This window comes from Priestia sp. VA7 (assembly GCF_055710015.1).
The window spans coordinates 1038218-1058305 of the sequence record NZ_JBVQPN010000002.1 but is presented as its reverse complement, the minus strand read 5'-3'; the positions used below and the strand labels follow the sequence as shown (position 1 = coordinate 1058305).

Here is a 20088-nt window from a genome sequence, read left to right as displayed (position 1 = left end):
TTTCTACCCCTCCTATTTATTGAGCTTTCTTTAAGATTTTTTTCAATTCTTTAATCGCTTCAGTAGATGTTTGAACATCTTCTTCAAGAATCTTTTTTAATTCCTCATCCTCTACCAATTCCAACATCGCTGTTCCTTTTGTTACACATGATGTTTTAAGCGTTAAGATTTCATGAACTTCTAGCGTTTCGTGCATAGCTAGTCCCTTTGCCATGTTTTCATCCTCCTTGTCATTTTTTTGACTTGTAAATTATATTCCCAAATCATTTCCATTTAAACAAGTATTCGTTATTTTTTAAAAATTCCAGAAAAAGAAACAGGAATATTAAAACTAACAAAAATAATCACCTGTTTTTGCAATTGACCTTCTATTGTCTTGCAGAATAAATCCCTTTAGGTGTAATATGTAACCCTTCAATGAACCTTAAATTGTAAGTCTTTCTTTCTGGACCTTTTTAATCGTTTAAAATTGCGTAATAGATTTTGTAAAAGGTGCGATTTTATTAATTTTTTACATATTACCATCAAGGCTGTTGTTCTCTCTTTTGTTGATGTTATATTCAGGGTAATTTACGGTCAAATAATTGGAGGAAAAGATGTTCAAATAGAAAGTCTTATCGGTCTTTTTATTGGTTTTTTTATTGGGATTTTCTTAATTTCCTGCTTTACTGACTATCGTAAAAGGCACAAAAATCATAAATAAAATAACCAAGTTCGTTTGCGCAACCATTTCATTTAAAAAGTGCGTTAACCCAGCTTGGATTAACGCACTTGATAGTTACGCATGAATCACCAAAACTCACCTTTCTATAGAATCTAAGCATGCTTTTAAATATTAAAGGATCCGTTTGGAAGGAAAGAGTAAGGTTAATTGATGAATTCAGGGTGATTATCACACTCGATTCCTTCTAGGCCGATGATTTTTCTGATGACTTATTGCCAGGTGCAAACCAACCTAATAGAGCAATACCAACTAATACTCCATAGAAAATTAGAGTCCAGATGGTGCTATGAGGAAAATGGGGATCTAAGACACCAATATCTTTATGTGCAAAAGTAATAACAGCAAGTTTCACACCTACCCAGGCAACAATGGCGTATGCTGTCGTTTCTAGGGCAGGTCGTTTTTCAAGGAGTTTTACAAACCAGCTTGCTGCAAACTTGATTAAGATAAGGCCTGCAACTCCTCCAAGAACTACAACTGCAAACTGCCCTCCGTCCATCCCACCGATTTCTCCAAACTGTGAATCCGGAAGTCCAAGAGCTATGGCCACTGCAGCTAAAATAGAATCGATGGCAAAAGCAAGGTCAGCTAACGCAATTTTCCCAACTGTCGGCCAGAACCCCTTTCCAGCAGACTCCTTCTCATCATCATCATGAATATTCTCATTATGTTTCCCAAACCGCGCCTGAATGACATGCTTTAAACCTAAATACAGAAGATAAACTGCTCCTACGGCTTGTATCCACCAGACGTTGGCGATAAATGAAATGGCAAAAAGAGCTCCAAATCGAAAAATAAATGCCATAAGAATTCCGTAATTAATCGCTCTTTTTTTCTGATCCTCGGGCAAATGTTTAGCTATAACTGCTAGTACAAGAGCATTATCGGCTGATAATAACCCCTCTAACCCGATTAGAATCAATAGTGCCCACACATATTCAAGCCAAATAGATTCCATCCAATTTTCCCCTTTCCAAAATATAAGCTGTTATACTAAAGGTTTTGTTTACAATAGAATAACCATATATACTAAACGCAACTCTAAAAGCTAGGATTTTCATTATTTTAACACTAACCTTTTATAAAGTATTATTTAAAATACAAATAAAAACCAAATTATTAAATTTTTACGTTTTCATCATATAACTTCGCCTTGTTAGGTTGTTAATGAAAATGTTGAACCACCATTTATTTATAAGTTTGTCACTTAACATGTAATCGCTATCATTTACCGATTTCCACAAAGTACTTACAGCCAAATAAAAAGCGGCTAAAACATATTGATCAATATGTTTTAGCCGCTTTTTATTTCTTTTTTTTACGCTGGAATAAAAACGTCAATTAGGACTAATCCCCACCCAAAACAGGTCCACTAGAGCCTGAGCCGTTTTTTCAGGGCCTCCTAATTCTGTAATTAATTCTTTTTTGTTCCGAATCATTGTTACCGTGGAAAATGTATGCGCAAGCAATCTGGGACTTGCTACGACGATTTCTCCGCTGTTTGCAGCTTGCTTGAATACGTTCTCCAATGCCTCATGTATCGCTTTCTCCGCTTCACGAATTTCATGAATATGATCTTCTGTAAGCGAAGAAGTCGCTTCTTGCAATAATGTTTCAAAATCAATATGCGGTCTTTTTAAATGATTTAATGTTACCTCATATAATCTGTGTTTCAGCCCTTTGGAGTTTTGTAATAATTTCTCTGTCTGTTTTGTGATACGTTGGAACATGCTTGATACCGAAACGGTAAACAAAGTTGCCTTATTTTTAAAATAGTAGTAAACGCTGGCCTTGGTCACATCGCTTGCTTCAGCCACTTGCTCCATTGAAACTTTTTCGTATCCATATGCCGTAAAGAGATGGGCAGCTGTTTTTAAAATTTGCTCTCTTGTTATATTATTTTCAGTTGTTATTTTAGGTCTGCCAGGCTTTTTTTTCGGTGTCTTATCAGTATTCATAAGGGCCCTCCTTCTAGTTCAAGAAATTGGCACATTTAAACTAGTTGATTAATTAACCTTCTGGTATATATAATTATTGAAGGTTCTATATATATTGTAATAGAAACAAACAGATTTGGAAATGAGGGAGAATTAATGAAAGAATCACCTTTAGCAACATTCAGTCGATTGATGACTGGAAAAGTGAGTCGTTGGGTTGTTATTGCCGTATGGATTCTGGCAACTGCATTTCTAACAATTGCTTGGCCTGCCGTTAATAAAACGGAAGTGAACAATGCACCAAACTTAAGTAAGAATTCACCTTCCGTAGAGGCTGAAAATCTTATAAAGAAAGAATTCCCTAACTCTTCAGGGGTTCCTGCCCTGCTTACATGGCATAAAGATTCAAGTTTGAATACCGATGACTTAGAATCTATTCAGCAAGTGGCGGCAGATTTAGAAAAGAAACCATTAGAAGAACAAACGTCTACTCCGCCTTTGCACAAATTACCGTTAGCAGCTCTACAAAAAATGATATCAAAAGATGGTACCACGCTTGTACAGCCTATTTTCTTTAAAGAAAACGTTGAGACGGATGTACTAGAAAAAAATCTAGATACGGTTAAAAAACAAGTAAAAGAAAACGTTTCATACGATTCTTTTGCGACAGATATCGATGAAAAAGATAAATTAAGCACGCGCGTTACGGGTCCTGTAGGAATTCAAGTAGATGCAACGAGCTTATTTGAAGGAGCAGACATTTCGTTACTAATTGCGACAGTTTTATTGGTCTTAATTTTACTTCTTGTCATTTATCGTTCCCCAATTTTAGCGATTATTCCTTTAATCGGCGTAGGTTTTGCCTATGGGGTGCTGAGTCCAATTCTCGGTATTTTAGCAGATAAAGGATGGATTACAGTTGACTCGCAGTCCATATCCATTATGACTGTTTTATTATTTGGAGCCGGAACAGACTATTGTTTATTTTTAATTTCTCATTATCGCGATGAGCTTCGCAAAGTAAAAGACAAGAGACAAGCACTTATCAACGCCTTTAAAGGTGCTTCAGGTGCTATAGCGATGAGTGGCTTTACGGTTGTCATCTCTCTTTTAGCTTTAATCGTAGCAAAATACGGTGCTTACCATCGTTTTGCAATCCCTTTTAGCTTATCTATTCTGATTATGGGATTAGCAAGTTTAACACTTATTCCCGCCCTGCTTTCGGTTATGGGAAGAGGTTCTTTTTATCCTTTCGTCCCTCGTACTCCTGAAATGGAAGAGGAATTGGCGAAAAAGAAAGGAAAACCGGTGCGTGACCGAAAAGCGAAAAACCGTTTCGGGAATTGGATTGGTAATGTGGTTACGACTAAACCATGGACAATCATTGTAGCTTGTCTAGTCTTTTTTGGAGCTTTATCCATTTACTCTAGTCAAATCAAGTACACATATGATTTATTGTCTTCTTTCCCTGAAGATATGCCTTCTCGTGAAGGATTTACGATTATTTCTGATGCTTACTCTCCTGGTGAACTAGCACCAGCACAAGTAGTCATTGATACGGAAGGAAAATCGGTTGACCTTGAAAAAGCATTAAAGAAAAATGACCTTATTAGTACTGTTTCTGCACCTCAAAGTGGTACAAATAATGAGGATCTAAAAGTATATGACGTTATGTTTAATGTGAATCCATATAGTATAGAAGCAATGAAAGCTATTCCAGACTTGAGAGATGCAGCTGAAAAGGCACTGTCACAGTCCGGAGTTTCCACAGTCAAATCCAAAGTATGGATCGGTGGTCAAACAGCAACGCAATATGATACGATGACAGTTAGTGATAAAGACGACAGTATCATTGTCCCATTAATTATTATTTTTATATCGCTCCTGCTATTGGCTTACTTGCGTTCCATTGTGGCCATGCTTTACTTGGTTGGAACGGTTATCTTATCCTACAGTGCAGCCTTAGGATTAGGCTGGCTCATTATTCACAACATCATGGGGGCAGATGCTATCCAAGGAGCGATTCCTTTATATGCATTTGTATTTTTAGTGGCGCTTGGTGAGGATTATAATATCTTTATGATCTCAAGCATCTGGCAGAAAAAGAAGCACATGCCATTAAAGCAAGCAATTAAAGAAGGCGTAAGCGAAACAAGCGGTGTTATTACATCAGCTGGGATCATTTTAGCTGCTACCTTCGCGGTTCTAGCAACACTGCCTATTCAAGTTCTGGTTCAGTTTGGAATTATCACGGCTTTAGGTGTTCTGTTAGATACATTTATTGTGCGACCATTCCTTGTACCTGCGATTACTACGGTTTTAGGAAGATTTGCTTTCTGGCCAGGTAAAGTTGAAATGGTATCAGAAAAAGAGCAGTAAGTATTTGAACAAAGATGTCATATATATAATTTACTATGTAGCTTCTATGAATATGAAAACAAGAAAAAAGCAAAGAGAATATTCTCTTTGCTTTTTTACTTCACTTCCATCTATTCTCTTTTTTATCTGTTAGCTTTACGGTAAATGGAAACAAGTGATAACCATCCTTAAGTTTCTTGTCCAAGCGTTCTTAATAGATTAAAAAAGGGTGTGGGTTAGATTTAATCCACGCTTTTAACTAGTTCTACTCTATTAGAGAATACGAAAACTAACCATTTTTAGTCATCTTAGATTCGTTCAAACTAGCCTCTTATTGCCGAGTCGTTATATTCCCTATCCTCTGCATTAATAAAGATTCCTTTGTATGTTATGAATCAATTGAGCTTTCGCCTCTTCTAATTCTCTCTCGCTTTCATTATCATTATTTACTCAATTTATTACACGATTTTCAAGTTAACATACATATCATATAGAGAAATAATCAAGACAAATCTATATTCCATGCTATAACAAGTGTTACCAGTAAATAAGTGAAAGATCCAATCAAGTATCGAATGAAGTGATTCCTCAAAATTAAGAAATGTTTTTTATTAGCTATTCTTTTTCTCTCTATTAGTTGAAGAAGACTTTAATTTGGTAAAATATTGGAGAGGCTTTTCATTTTCTTATTCAGCTTCACTATCTAGATTTCTCATTTCCTTAATAAACAACTTTACAGCAATGGACGCTTCTTTTAACGCTGGAACTGCTAGTGCGATTTCTCTACAAAACCTTGGTTCTAATTTTTTTATAGCAATTCCTTCAGGTACACTTGTTAATGAAAATTTAGGAGCTATGGCCAAGCCTAAGTCTTCTTGAATCATTTTTAATAGAGTATTGATATGAGAAACCGTAAATTCAGCTCTTAATTTCACTTTAGCTTTATTAAACATATCTATAATGGGAGATTCAAACCCTCCTCTGCACAAAATTAATGGCTCATTATCTAAGTCATTAATACTAATAGAATTTTTTTCAGATAAAGCGTGAGTTTTTGGTACTAAAACTACCATTTCATCTTTAGCAATTGGCACAATATCCATACCTGTGCTTGGAAGAACGATAAACCCTATATCGATAGCTTTAGATTTGAGCCAACTTTTAATTTCATCTAATGTTCCTTCATGAACAATTAGCTGGAGAGAAGGATATTTTTGTTTAAAAACTTTAATGATTCCGGGTAAAAATTTCGTAGATGCACTAGGAAAACTTCCTATTCTTATTGTTCCTACTTCAAACCCCTTTTCAGCTGCTACTTCTTGTTTCACTTTTTCAATATGATTTAATACTGCTCGAATATGTACTAAAATACGTTCCCCAGTATCAGTTAAAAGTAGACCTCTTTTACGATCCCTTAGAAGCAATTTAACGCCCAAATCAGCTTCTAAGTTAGATATTGCATGGCTGACAGCTGGCTGAGTCATATTCAAAACATGACTAGCCTTTGTAAAACTTCCCGTGTCAATAGCTTTTACTAATACTTGAAGTTGTGTAATTGTTATCATAAGTGATTACTTATACTCCTTATAAAAAACATTCATTTTCTTTATTTATCTTCCTATCGTATCATGTTTAATGTAATCATAACAAGGAGGTTTTATTATGAAGCAATATTCTAAAACGCGAATTGGATTTTTTCTTGCATTTCTTGTTTTTATGTGGGGAATAAACTGGCCTCTAACGAAATTCGCGCTGCACTACTCTCCACCACTTTTATTTGCAGGTATACGATTGTTTATCGGCGGAATCATATTACTCATAATTGCCGTTCCTAGATATAAAATGCTTCGTTTTAAAGAGACATGGCCTATTTATTTTATATCCGCACTATTTAATATCATCTTATTCTATGGACTTCAGACGATTGGATTAAATTATTTACCGGCCGGACTTTTTACCGCGATTGTTTTCTTTCAACCAATCTTAATGGGATTATTTTCTTGGATTTGGCTTGGTGAATCAATGTATCCCTTCAAAATATTAGGTCTTATTTTAGGATTTGCGGGCGTTCTTGTCATTTGTCTTGGAGGTTTAAAAGGCCATATTTCTATTACAGGCATTTGTCTTGCATTAGGCTCTGCTTTAAGCTGGGCTTTTGGTACTGTATTTATGAAAAAATCCTCTAATAAAGTTGATGGAATTTGGCTTACTACACTGCACATTATTATTGGTGGATTATTTTTAATGGCTTCCGGAACACTTACAGAAAGCTGGTCATCTATTTCATGGAATCCGGCTTTTATCGCCGTATTGTTGTTCATATCTGTGTTCGTCATTGCTCTGGGTTGGCTTGATTTCTTTACACTTGTTAGTTCAGGAGAAGCAAGCAAAGTTTCCACCTATACTTTTTTAATCCCTATTATTTCTATTACAGCAAGTTCATTATTTTTAAAAGAACCAATTACAATGAATCTACTAGTAGGTCTCTTATTAGTCATTTTCAGTATAATACTTGTCAGTATAAAACCGAAAACCTCAAAGCCTCTTCTAGTATCAAAATAAAAGAAAAGGATGGCCTTTTGGATCATCCTTTTCTTTTTCATAACTTCCTCTCAAGGTTTACTTGCTCATTTATTCATTAAAGGAACTTATTTTTGTTCTTTTTCCTCTTCTAAATCTCTTTTCAGCCAATAAATAAGTTGTTGTTCACGTTCTTTGTTCATTTTTTTTGATTGCTGCTGTGACCATTCATAAAATCCTTTTCCCGTTTTTTGTCCGTAATTTCCCTCATCTACAAGTTTTTTTATCTTGCTAAACGATTTATTATGATTGCTTAAATCGGGGAATAGATAGGCTGATATAGAATCAAATACATCTAGTCCTCCCATATCAGCTGTCATAAATGGGCCTGTCACCGACAAACGTCTACCTATACTGTAACAAACAGCTTTATCAATATCCTCGATTGAGGCCACCCCTTGCTCAAGAATATATTGAGCCTCACGGAATAAAGCATACTGCAGTCGATTTCCAATTGAACCAAGGATATCTTTTTGAACCACAATAGGTTTTTTATTCAAGTTTTCAAGTAATTCAAGCGATCGATTAACAGTCTGTTCTGACGTCTGCTCTCCCCGTATTACTTCTACAAGAGGGATCAAATGTCCTGGATTCCAAAAATGTGTAACTACTGTTCTTTCCGGATATGATGTAAGAGCAGCAATATCAGTTGGACTCAAACCGGATGTGTTACTCGCAAGTATTACATTTTGGGAACATAATTCATCTAACTCTTGAAACATTTTTTGTTTTAAGTATAAGTTTTCTGGAATTCCTTCAATCACGAAACTCGCATTATTTACACACTCTCTTAATGAATTTGTAAAGTAGATACGTTCTTTTATATTTTTTATCTCATTAGAATCCACTACCTCATACGTTGTCAACAAATTCAATTTTTCATCAATACCTTGCTTCCCACGGTGAATATCATTATCATCTATTCCCCAAATTTTCACGTTGAAGCCTGCTATAGATGCAGATAAAGCGATAGAATGCCCCATTGTACCAGAACCTATAATTGCTAATTCTTCTTTAGAAACACTCATATTGCTGTCCACCCTCCATCTACTTTAATTGTTTCTCCTGTTATAAACTGAGCTAAATCGGAAGCTAAAAAAAGAACTGCTCCTGTAACATCGGAGGGCTGAGCCAATTTTCCTAAAGGGATACGGGAAACAACATCCTGATAAAATTCCTCATCTTCAAACATTTCTTTCGTAAAATCTGTCTCGATAAAAGTAGGAGCCACAGCATTTACTCTTACGTTATAGGGTGCCCACTCAACTGCAAGTGCTTTTGTTAACTGAACTGCGCCGCCTTTACTAGAACAATAGACAGAGCGCTTAATATACCCTACAAAAGCCATTTGGGACGCCATATTAATAATCTTTCCTCCTCCTTGTTCTATCATATGTTTGCCTACTCTTTGTGCACAGAAAAAGGTTCCTTTAAGATTGGTGTCTATGACTTGATTCCAATCTTTTTCGGTTACTTCTAGTGCTGGTTTTGCAATATTAATCCCTGCATTGTTTATGAGTATATCAATATTACCTAATGTAGAAACTGCGTTATCTACCATTTCATGCACACTTTGTATATCTTGTATATCTGCTTTTAAGTAGAAAGAATTGGGATGAATCCGCTTTAATTTATTTGTAGTCGACACTAAATCAGCTTCGTTACGCCCTGTAATGACTACGTCTGCCCCTTGTTTAGCTAGCGCCAAAGCAATATCCTTACCAATTCCTTTACTACCTCCAGTAACCAGCACTTTTTTTCCTTTGAGTTCAGAAAAATAAGTCACTATAATCCTCCTTTTATTAGATTCATAGATTCTATTATCAAACTAAACCAGTTAAACTATAAACAAGGATTACAAAGAAGCATGCGAGTGTTTTAAAAATAGTCACTGCAAAGATATCTCCATAAGCTTGTTTATGGGTTAATCCAGTAACAGCAAGTAGGGTAATTACGGCTCCGTTATGAGGTAAGGAATCCATCCCACCCGATGCCATCGCTACGACACGGTGCATAACTTCAGGAGGAATATTATATTGTGTAATAGCTTGTATATACTTATCTCCCATAGCACTCAGTGCTATCCCCATTCCGCCAGATGCTGAACCCGTGATTCCAGCTAATACGTTTGTTGTAACAGCTCCATTAATAAGTGGATTTGTAAAAGTATGTGAGATGCTATCCCGTACAGTTGCAAATCCGGGAAGAGATGCAATAACTCCACCAAAACCATATTCAGAACCTGTATTCATAGCTGCTAGCAGAGCTCCGCCAATACTGGCATTAATACCTTGTTGAAATCCACTAGTCACGCGCTTCCAGTCATAGGCAAGTGCTGTAATAATACCTAGCACTAAAGCTAGCTCTACCGACCAAATTCCTGTTACTGTTGCTAAATCTACTTTTCCAAATGCTTCTAAACCTAACTTAGAAAAATCAAAACCTTCTGGGTACCACTTTGGAATAGATATAGTGAAAAATTTATTGGCCACTCCAACTAAAATCAGGGGAACAAATGCTAATACCTGACGCCCAATACTAGCAGAATTAGTAGAAGGAGCAGCTGACATATTAACTGTTTCAGCAGCAACAGCTATCTCTTCCCCAGCACCATTAAAACCAAAATAACCTTCACCTGCACTTTGAGCTTTTTTACGGCGTCTTTCCAAATAAAGAAGTCCTAGGCAAAGTACAAAGAGCGATCCAGTTATTCCTAATATAGGAGCTGCATAAACATCTGTCTTAAAAAAAGAAGTCGGTATTACATTTTGAATTTGAGGTGTTCCCGGCATAGCATCCATTGTAAAAGATAAAGCTCCTAAAGCAATGGTTCCAGGAATAAGTCGCTTAGGAATGTTAGCTTCTCGAAAAAGGTTCGCTGCAAATGGATAAACGGCAAACGCTACTACAAACAAACTGACTCCGCTGTAAGTTAATATTGCACACATGAGAACGATAGCTAAAATAGCTCGTTTTCGACCAACTAAATTTATGATTGTTTTAGCTATAGATTCAGCAATTCCAGACATTTCAACTAACTTTCCAAAAACTGCTCCTAATAAAAAGACTGGAAAATAGTTCTTAATAAAGCCGACCATCTTTTCCATAAAAATATTAGAAAAGAAAGGTAAAGCATAGCTAGGTTCCGTTAATATAACCGCAAGTAATGCACATAGAGGCGCAAAAAGAATGACAGAAAAACCTCGGTAAGCAATAAGCATTAAGAGCCCTAAAGCAAGTATAATGATGACTAAATCCATTGTTTCTCCCCCTATATTTCTCGTCGCAACTTATTATATTTTCTTTCTTAGTTTAAATTTTTAGCCTTTAAACCATATTAAGCTCTAGTATTTCTACCGCTAGCCCTCCAAAAGCAAACGCTTTCAATATTTTAATAGGGATAATCAGTAATTCATCTAAAGAACAAAAGCTTACTGAAAAAGGATACATAAAAAGTTTATGCATCCCTTTTATTGGTTATTTTGCTGTTACTTTTCCATAACGACGTACGCGAAGTAAAGCTTGTTCAGCATGCCCAGAGAAGTTCTCTAGTTGACAAAGGCGTGCTGCATATTCCCCAATATGCGCGCTAGCTTCTTCTGTAACCTTTTGATAAGTACATGTTTTTAAAAATTTACCTACCCACAGTCCACCAGTATAGCGTGCAGCTCCTTTTGTTGGAAGCGTATGGTTTGTACCAATGACTTTATCACCGTAAGCTACATTTGTCTCAGGACCTAAAAACAAACATCCGTAATTATTCATGTTTTCTAAAAAATAATCTGGATTTTCAGTTAAGATTTCAACGTGTTCAAAAGCTAATTTGTCTGCTTCTATTAAAGCTTCCTGTTCATTTTCTACAATTATGATTTTTCCGTAATCCTCCCATGAAACACGTGCTACATCAGCTGTTGGGAGCTTTTCGAGCTGACGTTCAATTTCTTCTACAGTTTCTTGAGCTAACTTTTCAGATGTTGTAATTAATGCTCCCGGTGAAGTTGGTCCATGTTCTCCCTGTCCTAAAATGTCAGTGGCAATCATTTCTGCGTCTGCTGTTTCATCAGCTACAACTAATGTTTCTGTAGGGCCTGCAAAGAGATCAATTCCAACACGACCGTATAATTGACGTTTTGCTTCTGCCACATAAGCATTACCTGGCCCTACCAGCATATCTACAGGTTCAATTGTTTCCGTACCAACAGCCATGGCAGCCATTGCTTGAATTCCCCCAAGAATGTAGATTTCATCGGCTCCTGCTAAATGCATGGCTGCTACTGTAGCTGATGGAATTTCTCCTCCAATAGGCGGAGTACAAGCAATCACTCGATTTACTCCAGCTACCTTTGCTGTCAGTACACTCATATGTGCAGAAGCAACCATAGGATAACGTCCACCTGGAATATAACATCCAACACTTCCAACTGGAATATTTTTATGACCTAAAATAACACCAGGTAATGTTTCTACTTCAATGTCTAGCATAGATTTTCTCTGTTCTTCAGCAAATCTTCTTACATTATTTTGAGCAAATTTAATATCTTCAATTGTTTGCTCTGGTACACTATTCACGATCTCAATGATTTGTTGATTGCTCAATCTGAAATTTTCCGGAGACCAATTATCAAATTTTCTTGATAGTTCTCTAACTGCACTATCTCCTTCGTCCTCAATTTTTTTAATGGTTTGACTTACTGTTGCTGATACTTGCATATCATTTTGATTAATTTCTTCCTGACTTTTCCCCTGTTTAAAAACTTTCGCCATGACAAATCTCTCCCTTTATTTGCATACGTATGCATTAAATTCATGCTTCATTTAACAACATACCCAAAATGCATACGTATGCATTTTGAAACAGAATTTTAAAATCATAGTAGTATTAATTCAATTAATAGTAAGCTTCCTAACTTTAATAAAAAGCTATTTGCATACGTATGCATTTTTAGTTACAAAAGAGATATTATGTATCCCTTTTAGAAAAAACATATTATTTACACAATTCACACTATTGTGTCTACTAAATCATAGATGATAGCCCTTTCATTGTCAACTATTTTTGAGAAGTTTTACAGACTTTCTCTCAAGAAGCTTGCCTGAAAAAAGTAGAGATTGAGGCTTGGTCGCTTCTCCATCCACTGTGTTTAATAACATATTAATAGTTGCTTCAATCATTTCTTTTACTGGTTGCTGCCAAGTTGTTAAAGAATAAGGAGGCCAGGAGGCCATTGAAATATCATCAAATCCTACAATTGACAATTCATTTGGAATAGATATTCCTAATATTTTAGCAGCATCCATTACTCCTAAAGCTACAATATCATTTGCACAGAAAATAGCATCCGGACGATTTCTATTTTTTAGTACACGCATTGCTACAGTGTAACCAGCTTCATAAGTGTAATCACCTTCTTCAATTACCGGTTTTATTCCTTTTTGTAAAAGAAACTCAGCAAATCCCCTCTCACGATCACGACTCGTTGATGTATTGGTACGACCGGTAATATAAGTGAACTTTTGATGACCTTGTTTAAATAAATACTCCCCGATTTTCATGCCCGCTGAATAATTATCACAACATACAGAATGACAGGTAGAATCTTGGTTATATCGATTGAAAAGGATAATAGGTATATCATGTGTAGAAAGTTTGGAGACAACATTTGAAGATAGCAAAACGTCTGTCACTATCACACCCTCTACATTGTATTCAAGAAATTGAGATACTTCATCTTGGGTAATTGCATCATTCTTTGTATGAAAAAAAAGTACATGATACCCTTTTTCGTACAAACTTTTTGTGAATTCATCAAGGATTTCTGGATAAAAAGGGTTTTGAATATTACCCATTACAAGTCCAATCATATTAGTCTTATTAGTTATTAATCCTCTTGCTAAAGCATTTGGGCGATATCCTATTTTTTGAGCAGCTTCTAACACGCGTTTTTGTGTCCTAGGAGACACCTTGGCACCTGGAGTAAATACCCTAGAAACCGTCGATTGTGATACATTAGCTAACTTAGCCACTTCTATTGCATTAATTTGTTTTTTTTTCACATTTACCTCTCCCTGTTCCCTCTATAGTACGTTTTCTTAATATAAAAACTCGTTAATAACTAGACTAGATATATTTATATTATAGATATTTCTCTATTTTAACAATTGACTATTATATTATTATTATCATTTTTTGAGAAAAGGTATTAAAAAAGTGGTTTAATAAATACTAAGAGGAATTAAAATAATCCCGTGACATTTCAATTTTCAGGCAAATGTCTCTATAATATTATTAAAACACAAAAAAGTCGCAAAGCCTTAGTGGAAAAGGTCTTTGCGACTATGTGATTTTTATTTCCCTTGCATTAATATCAAACACATTTATTTTTGGAAAATATTAATGAGAATTACTTAAAGCTTCCCCTTTGTCTCTAAATATCTTTTTAGTAACGAGCCGTAACCATTTTCTTTCTTGTATAGAACTCTACGCCATCTGTGCCGTTTGCATGAAGATCACCGTAGAAAGAGTCTTTCCAGCCCGAGAATGGGAAGAACGCCATAGGAGCTGGCACTCCTACATTGACTCCTAACATGCCCGACTCAATATTTTCACGGAACTCGCGGACGCTCGCACCACTATCTGTGTAAATGCAAGCACCATTTGCAAATCGGGAATTATTCGCTACCTCAATTGCTTCTTCTAGTGATTTTACACGTACAATCGATAATACTGGTGCAAAAATCTCATCTTGCCAGATTTTCATTTCTTGTGTGACATGATCAAAAATAGTTGGCCCTACAAAATAGCCTTTATCTTTTACTGCACTATCTTCACGGCCATCCCGAACTAACCGAGCTCCTTCCTCTATGCCTGATTTTATGTAGCTAAGCGTACGCTCTTTGTGATTTTCACGAATAACGGGTCCTAAGAAGACATCTTTTTCTAGGCCGTTTCCAATGACGATGTTGTTTGCTTCTTCTACTAAACGATTGATTAATTTATCTGCAATTTCCTCTTGTACCGTTACAACAGAAGCGGCCATACAACGCTCACCTGCCGAGCCGAAGGCAGCACCAATAATTTGCTTTGTTGCTACGTCTAAGTCAGCATCATTTAGGACAATTGAGTGATTTTTTGCACCGGCTAAAGCCTGAACACGCTTTAAATTTTCTGTACCTTTTTTGTATACGTATTCAGCTACTGGCTGAGAACCAACAAAAGAAATAGCTTTCACTAATTTATGTTCAAGAAGACCATTTACCACATCATGCGCGCCGTTTACAATGTTTAATACGCCTTTTGGCAATCCAGCTTCTTCAAATAATTCTACTAATCTTGCAGCTAAAAGCGGCGTACGCTCAGATGGTTTTAAGACAAATGTATTACCGCAAGCAATCGCAAGAGGGAACATCCAGCAAGGAACCATCATTGGAAAGTTAAACGGTGTAATCCCTCCAATTACGCCAATTGGATAGCGGTACATGCCAGATTCAATGCCTGTCGCAATATCAGGAAGCTGTTTCCCCATCATTAAGGTAGGAGCGCCCGCAGCAAATTCCACGCATTCAATACCACGTTGTACTTCACCATGTGCTTCATTAAAGCTTTTTCCATTTTCAATCGTCACTAACCTTGCTAATTCATCCCAGTTATCTACTAATAGCTGTTGATACTTAAATAAGATTCGCGCCCGTTTTGGAACTGCTGTCTTGGACCAGCCCTTAAATGCTTCATTCGCAGCTCGGACAGCTTGATCTACATCTTCTTTTGTTGAAAGAGGCACCTCTGCAATTACTTCTCCAGTTGCAGGGTTATAGACTTTCTCTCTAATCCTTGTAGATGACTCTACCCATTCACCGGCAATATAGTTTTGAATTACTTTTGTATTAGTTGTAGTTTCCATTTTCCATTCTCCTTTTAGATAACTAGTAGATTTTTAAGATTCAACAGTACTTTTGCTTCTTGAAAAATTGTAGTTATAGCAGTAATAGTACAAATCCACTATCTCTTGATGAGTAGGCACTTTTGGGTTATTTCCAGGACTGCCGCTTGCTAGTGCATCCGTTGCCATTTTATCAACTACTTTTTGAAACTCTCGTTCATCTATTCCCCATGCTTTCATATTAGGAATATCTAAGTCACAACAAAGTTGCTTTATTTTCTCAATAGCCACATCAGCTAGCTCTTCTTTGTTTAATGATTTCGATTCTGGATAAATTAGATGTCCTATTTTTGCTAGCGAATCGATAGCAGCTTCCTTTGTAAATTCAAGTACCGCTGGAAGTAACATTGCATTTGAAATACCATGAGGTACATGAAATAAAGCACCAATTGGACGGGACATTCCATGAATTAGCGTCACAGAAGCATTACTAAAAGCAAGTCCAGCTTCCATAGAAGCAATGGCCATTTTTTCCCTTGCGTCTGAATCCTCTCCATCTTGATAAACTTTTCTTAAATGGTTCAAAATAGCTTCTATCGATGAAAGAGCCAATGTTTCCGTTAACGGTTGAGATAAACGTGATATATAAGCTTCAACAGCATGACAAAGTGCATCAATTCCCGTTGCTGCTGTAACTTGTGGAGGAGTAGAAATTGTGAAAATTGGATCTACAATCGCTACTTTCGGAAGAAATGCTTGATGTTTAATCATCATTTTTATATCTTCCTTAGTATTCGTAATTACGGTAACATTTGTTACTTCTGAACCCGTTCCAGCCGTAGTTGGAATTGCAATAAGCGGAAGAGGATCTTCTGTAATTGGAGACTTTCCGCCTGCAAAATCACCAATATAACCACCATTGGTTGCTACTACAGCTACAGCTTTGGCAGCATCAATGCAGCTTCCTCCACCTATTGCGATAATAATGCCGCATTGCTCTCTTAGACACAGGTTTAATGCTTCATTAACGTGTAAATCCGTAGGCTCTGTATTAACATCTAAGTATGCAGCATAAGAAACATTTAAATCCTCTAGTATTTTTTCGCAACTTCTTACATGTCCTATTTTTTCCATAACACGATCACTAATTAAAAGTACTTTCTTTCCATAAGCTCTCACTTGCTCTCCAAGCTGAGCTAAAGAATTTTCCCCATAAAAGACTGAGTTAGGCATACAAAATTTTGAATACCCTTTCATAAAATCCCTCCTTACATTAACGTCACTGTTATTAATGCAAGAACCGTGCCAATTATAAAAGCTTAATTCCAAAGGCTTCTTTTAGTTAAAGTGTCCATTTTTAAATACATAAGTGTTTGATATATGTCCGATTATACAGACACTTGAACTATAATCCGTATTTTTTTAATTTTATGTAAAGAGTAGAACGCTGAATTCCAAGAATTCTCGCGGCAGCAGCCTTATTACCGTTCACGTCAGCAAGCGTTCTCAAAATAGTGTCTTTTTCACTAGATAAAATATCTTCTCTTACCTTTTTTAAGAGTCTGTTTGTATCACTATTTTTTTCTGTTATAAAAGAGCTTGTATCTTTTTTTCGAAAATGAGCAGGTAAGTCTTCTTCCCTAATTTCTTGATTTTCTACTAGACTTACTAACATTTCCACCGTATTGACAAGTTCCCGTATATTTCCTGGCCATTGATATTCTTGTAAATACCGCATTGCTTCAAAAGAAAAGCTTTTTTTAATGATTCCAAACTTTTCACAAAAATTTTTAAGGTGGTGTATGAGTAATATTTGAATATCCTCTTTTCTTTCTATAAGTGGTGGAATACTCAAACGAATAATGTTTAAACGATAATATAAATCTTCACGGAACTCTCCCTTCTTAACTAGCTCTTCTAACCTTTTATTAGTAGCAGCAATAATTCGTACGTCTACATGTTGACTTTTCATTCCTCCGACTCGCTCCACTTCTCTGTCTTGTAATACTCGGAGTATCTTAGCTTGCATAAGTAGGGGCATGTCTCCAATTTCATCTAGAAATAAGGTACCTTTATGAGCTTGTTCAAATTTACCTGGCTTTCCTCCTTTGCGTGCTCCTGTAAATGCTCCTTCCTCATAGCCAAATAACTCTGCTTCAAGTAATTGTTCTGGAATAGCGGCACAATTGATACTAACAAAGGGTCCTTCTGAAAATGGGCTAGAATAGTGAATTGCTTTTGCGAATAATTCTTTTCCCGTGCCACTTTCTCCAGTAATTAATACGGTAGAAGGTGTTTTTGCTGCTTTTCTAGCAATCTCTTTTACGGTTTGTATTGCAGGACTTTCCCCAATAATTTGATCAAAATGATTGTTATTCTCTGTTTGTTCATGATTAGGCAAATGAGCCTCTGTTACTTTTCGGGACAATTCCTGCATACGTCCTAAAATATTATAAAGCTCACTGACGCCTTCGAAGATAAGCATGCCAATTGCTCCTACAATTTTCCCTTCCTTTCTAATCGGAATGCGATGAACAATCATGTCTTGACCTTGGATACGTTGAACATAACCCCTTTCATCTGTCCCCGTTTCACTAACGATATGCACTCGGGTATTTTCTATAATCTCTGTGACATGCTTTCCAATAGCTTCTTCACGTTTTTTCCCTAAAAAACGGCAGTAGGCCGCATTAAACTCCTTAATAATTCCATCCGTGTCAACAATAACAATCCCCTCGTAAGCGCTTTCTAATACAGCATCTAATGTTTCAACAGCATAAAGATTCTCATGCAGATGCTTTAGATAGTACGAATAAGAATGAAGAATATCCGTTTTAGTTAAGATCCCGACCAATTTTTCTTTTTCATCTACAACAGGTAAAATTTCTACTTGCATTCTCCAAGCTTTGTCAATAGAGTCATGAGGACTAACACTAATTAATGCAGGCTTCATAACTTCTTCAACTTTGGTATTTAGGGTGTGGCATTCAGTCAAGGATCTTATTAATCCCGAAGTTGTTAGCACCCCTACAACTTTCTGCTGTGGAGAAACCACAGGTAAACCCTCAATACCGTGCATATCTAGTAAATGAAAGGCTTCCTTTAATGTTTGACCTACTGCCAGGTTAGCAGAAAGAGGTCTCATCCATCTATGAACAAATTCGTTATTTTTTATTTGGTTATAATCAAGGGGCGTATATTTATTAAATTCTTGTATCATTATTTATACCTCCTAATCTTAGCTATTAATACAAATGTAGCATTTATTATACATAAAGTTTTTGAAATTGTCTGTGTCTTAGACATAAAAGAAATCTCTTATTATCTGTTTAGTAGTTCAACTTTAAACACGATTAAAATATTGCTGCATTGATAATATATAATGGTATATGAACAAGAAAAACGAGCTCTTATCTGCTAAGGGCTCGTTTTTTACATCTATTTCATCTGCCCTTATATACAAGCATTTAAAATAAACAAAAGACACAAGTAAACCTAAAACATATGTACATATTCTGACGTAAATGACATATTAATAGCTCGACAGTGCTAATAATAAAATTTAGAGGAGATGAGAGTGGGAATGGATAATTTTAATTCACAATCATCCACTGATCATTCAAACCCGCAAGTATGGAATTTTGTTTCGGCTTCTAATTTACACCCCATGAAGGTTACCATTAATGTTAATAAGCCTGGAACAGCTCCAGGCCTATTATTTGTTGCGCCCTATACGGTATATGAAGCAGCGATGGTTGGCCAAACTGGGGTACTAATTATGGATCAGACAGGGAATCCAATGTGGTTTAGACCACTTGCTAGTAGATATATCCAAAACACAGACTTTCGAGTACAAATGTACTGCGGGAATCCTGTTCTTACGATGTGGCAAGGAACAATTTCAGGAACTCAAACCGCAACCCCAAACCTTCCAGCAGGCGATCCTGAACCTGGTGCTTATTTTCAAATTATCAACCAGCATTATAAGCTCATTAAAAAATTATTTGCTAAAAAAGGATTTACAGCTGATGTGCATGAGTTTACAATCACCGAACGGAATACGGCTTTGTTTACGGCAGTAAAACAAGTACCTGCAGATTTATCTAAGTATGGTGGACCATTACGCGGGTATTTTGATGATTACTCTATTCAAGAAGCAGACATTGAGACGGGAGAGCTTCTCTTCTTTTGGAGTGCACTTGAACATATTAATCCAGCTGATTCAGTGGTACCTGCTTCATCCGCGACAAGTTCTAATAATATATGGGATTGCTACCACGTAAATTCAGTCGAAGAAGGGCCAAACAATACACTTCTAGTGAGTATGCGTAATATGTGGGCCATTTATAACATTGATAAAAAAACGGGAAAGGTAATTTGGCAACTTGGTGGAAAACAAAGTGATTTTAAGCTTGGACCGAACGCTACATTTTCTTGGCAGCATGATGCGCGCTATAGGTCCGAAAATAGGATAAGCTTGTTTGATGACGCCTGCTGTGCCTCTTCAACCTCTCCTCCTGAGGGACAGGCACGTGGTTTACTTCAGTAAATCAAGAAGTATCGGCGTATAAATAGGATTCGGACCATCATCAAAGGTAAAAGCAATTTTAGA

15 protein-coding genes are annotated in these 20088 nt (G+C 36.3%); 3 read left to right on the top strand and 12 right to left on the bottom strand.

Annotated elements, in window-relative coordinates:
* Positions 1–16: 16 nt before the first annotated feature.
* From AC0C45_RS11840 to AC0C45_RS11830, 3 genes are all read right to left on the bottom strand, one after another.
* Positions 17–214: a hypothetical protein gene (locus tag AC0C45_RS11840; RefSeq protein ID WP_016766364.1), complete on the bottom strand. Its 198-nt coding sequence runs from the start codon at positions 212–214 to the stop codon at positions 17–19.
* A 694-nt stretch (positions 215–908) separates the two neighbouring features.
* Entirely contained in the window at positions 909–1682 is a 774-nt protein-coding gene (locus tag AC0C45_RS11835; protein WP_016766363.1) for a TerC family protein, read from the bottom strand.
* Between the two features lie 379 nt (positions 1683–2061).
* Entirely contained in the window at positions 2062–2682 is a 621-nt protein-coding gene (locus AC0C45_RS11830; protein ID WP_257063163.1) for a TetR/AcrR family transcriptional regulator, read from the bottom strand.
* Positions 2683–2817: 135 nt separating this feature from the next.
* Here AC0C45_RS11830 and AC0C45_RS11825 point away from each other — a divergent pair, with 135 nt between their 5' ends.
* Positions 2818–5040 carry an MMPL family transporter gene (locus tag AC0C45_RS11825; RefSeq protein WP_472928151.1) on the top strand — a complete coding sequence of 741 codons (2223 nt, stop codon included), beginning with the start codon at positions 2818–2820 and terminating at the stop codon, positions 5038–5040.
* Between the two features lie 665 nt (positions 5041–5705).
* Here the strand turns inward: AC0C45_RS11825 and AC0C45_RS11820 are convergent.
* Positions 5706–6581 (bottom strand): LysR family transcriptional regulator, encoded by an 876-nt coding sequence (locus AC0C45_RS11820; protein WP_047932779.1) that lies wholly within the window; start codon positions 6579–6581, stop codon positions 5706–5708.
* A 100-nt stretch (positions 6582–6681) separates the two neighbouring features.
* Between AC0C45_RS11820 and AC0C45_RS11815 the strand changes: the two genes are divergently transcribed.
* Complete coding sequence (locus AC0C45_RS11815; protein ID WP_047932761.1) at positions 6682–7581, top strand: DMT family transporter; 900 nt, start codon at positions 6682–6684, stop codon at positions 7579–7581.
* Between the two features lie 86 nt (positions 7582–7667).
* Here the strand turns inward: AC0C45_RS11815 and AC0C45_RS11810 are convergent, their stop codons facing one another.
* The 8 genes from AC0C45_RS11810 to AC0C45_RS11775 form a co-directional block, all read right to left on the bottom strand.
* Positions 7668–8627, bottom strand: a complete 960-nt coding sequence (locus tag AC0C45_RS11810; RefSeq protein WP_047932758.1) for a 3-hydroxyacyl-CoA dehydrogenase family protein — start codon at positions 8625–8627, stop codon at positions 7668–7670.
* On the bottom strand, positions 8624–9385 hold the full coding sequence (locus AC0C45_RS11805; RefSeq protein ID WP_257063160.1) for an SDR family NAD(P)-dependent oxidoreductase: 762 nt from the start codon (positions 9383–9385) through the stop codon (positions 8624–8626). The genes AC0C45_RS11810 and AC0C45_RS11805 overlap by 4 nt, the downstream gene beginning before the upstream one ends.
* 37 nt (positions 9386–9422) lie before the next feature.
* Entirely contained in the window at positions 9423–10859 is a 1437-nt protein-coding gene (locus tag AC0C45_RS11800) for a GntP family permease (RefSeq protein ID WP_257063159.1), read from the bottom strand.
* 217 nt (positions 10860–11076) lie between these two features.
* Positions 11077–12363 (bottom strand): histidinol dehydrogenase, encoded by a 1287-nt coding sequence (gene hisD, locus AC0C45_RS11795; RefSeq protein WP_251442718.1) that lies wholly within the window; start codon positions 12361–12363, stop codon positions 11077–11079.
* A gap of 282 nt (positions 12364–12645) precedes the next feature.
* Positions 12646–13653, bottom strand: coding sequence for a LacI family DNA-binding transcriptional regulator (locus tag AC0C45_RS11790; RefSeq protein WP_257063157.1), 1008 nt, complete (start codon positions 13651–13653; stop codon positions 12646–12648).
* 383 nt (positions 13654–14036) lie between these two features.
* Positions 14037–15497, bottom strand: a complete 1461-nt coding sequence (locus AC0C45_RS11785) for a CoA-acylating methylmalonate-semialdehyde dehydrogenase (protein WP_016763678.1) — start codon at positions 15495–15497, stop codon at positions 14037–14039.
* A 33-nt stretch (positions 15498–15530) separates the two neighbouring features.
* On the bottom strand, positions 15531–16733 hold the full coding sequence (locus AC0C45_RS11780) for an iron-containing alcohol dehydrogenase (protein WP_257063156.1): 1203 nt from the start codon (positions 16731–16733) through the stop codon (positions 15531–15533).
* A 148-nt stretch (positions 16734–16881) separates the two neighbouring features.
* A complete protein-coding gene (locus AC0C45_RS11775) occupies positions 16882–18696 on the bottom strand; it encodes a sigma-54-dependent Fis family transcriptional regulator (protein WP_257063155.1) in 1815 nt (604 codons plus the stop codon).
* A gap of 363 nt (positions 18697–19059) precedes the next feature.
* Between AC0C45_RS11775 and AC0C45_RS11770 the strand changes: the two genes are divergently transcribed.
* Positions 19060–20025, top strand: a complete 966-nt coding sequence (locus AC0C45_RS11770) for an arylsulfotransferase family protein (RefSeq protein WP_257063154.1) — start codon at positions 19060–19062, stop codon at positions 20023–20025.
* The last annotated feature ends 63 nt before the right edge of the window (positions 20026–20088 follow it).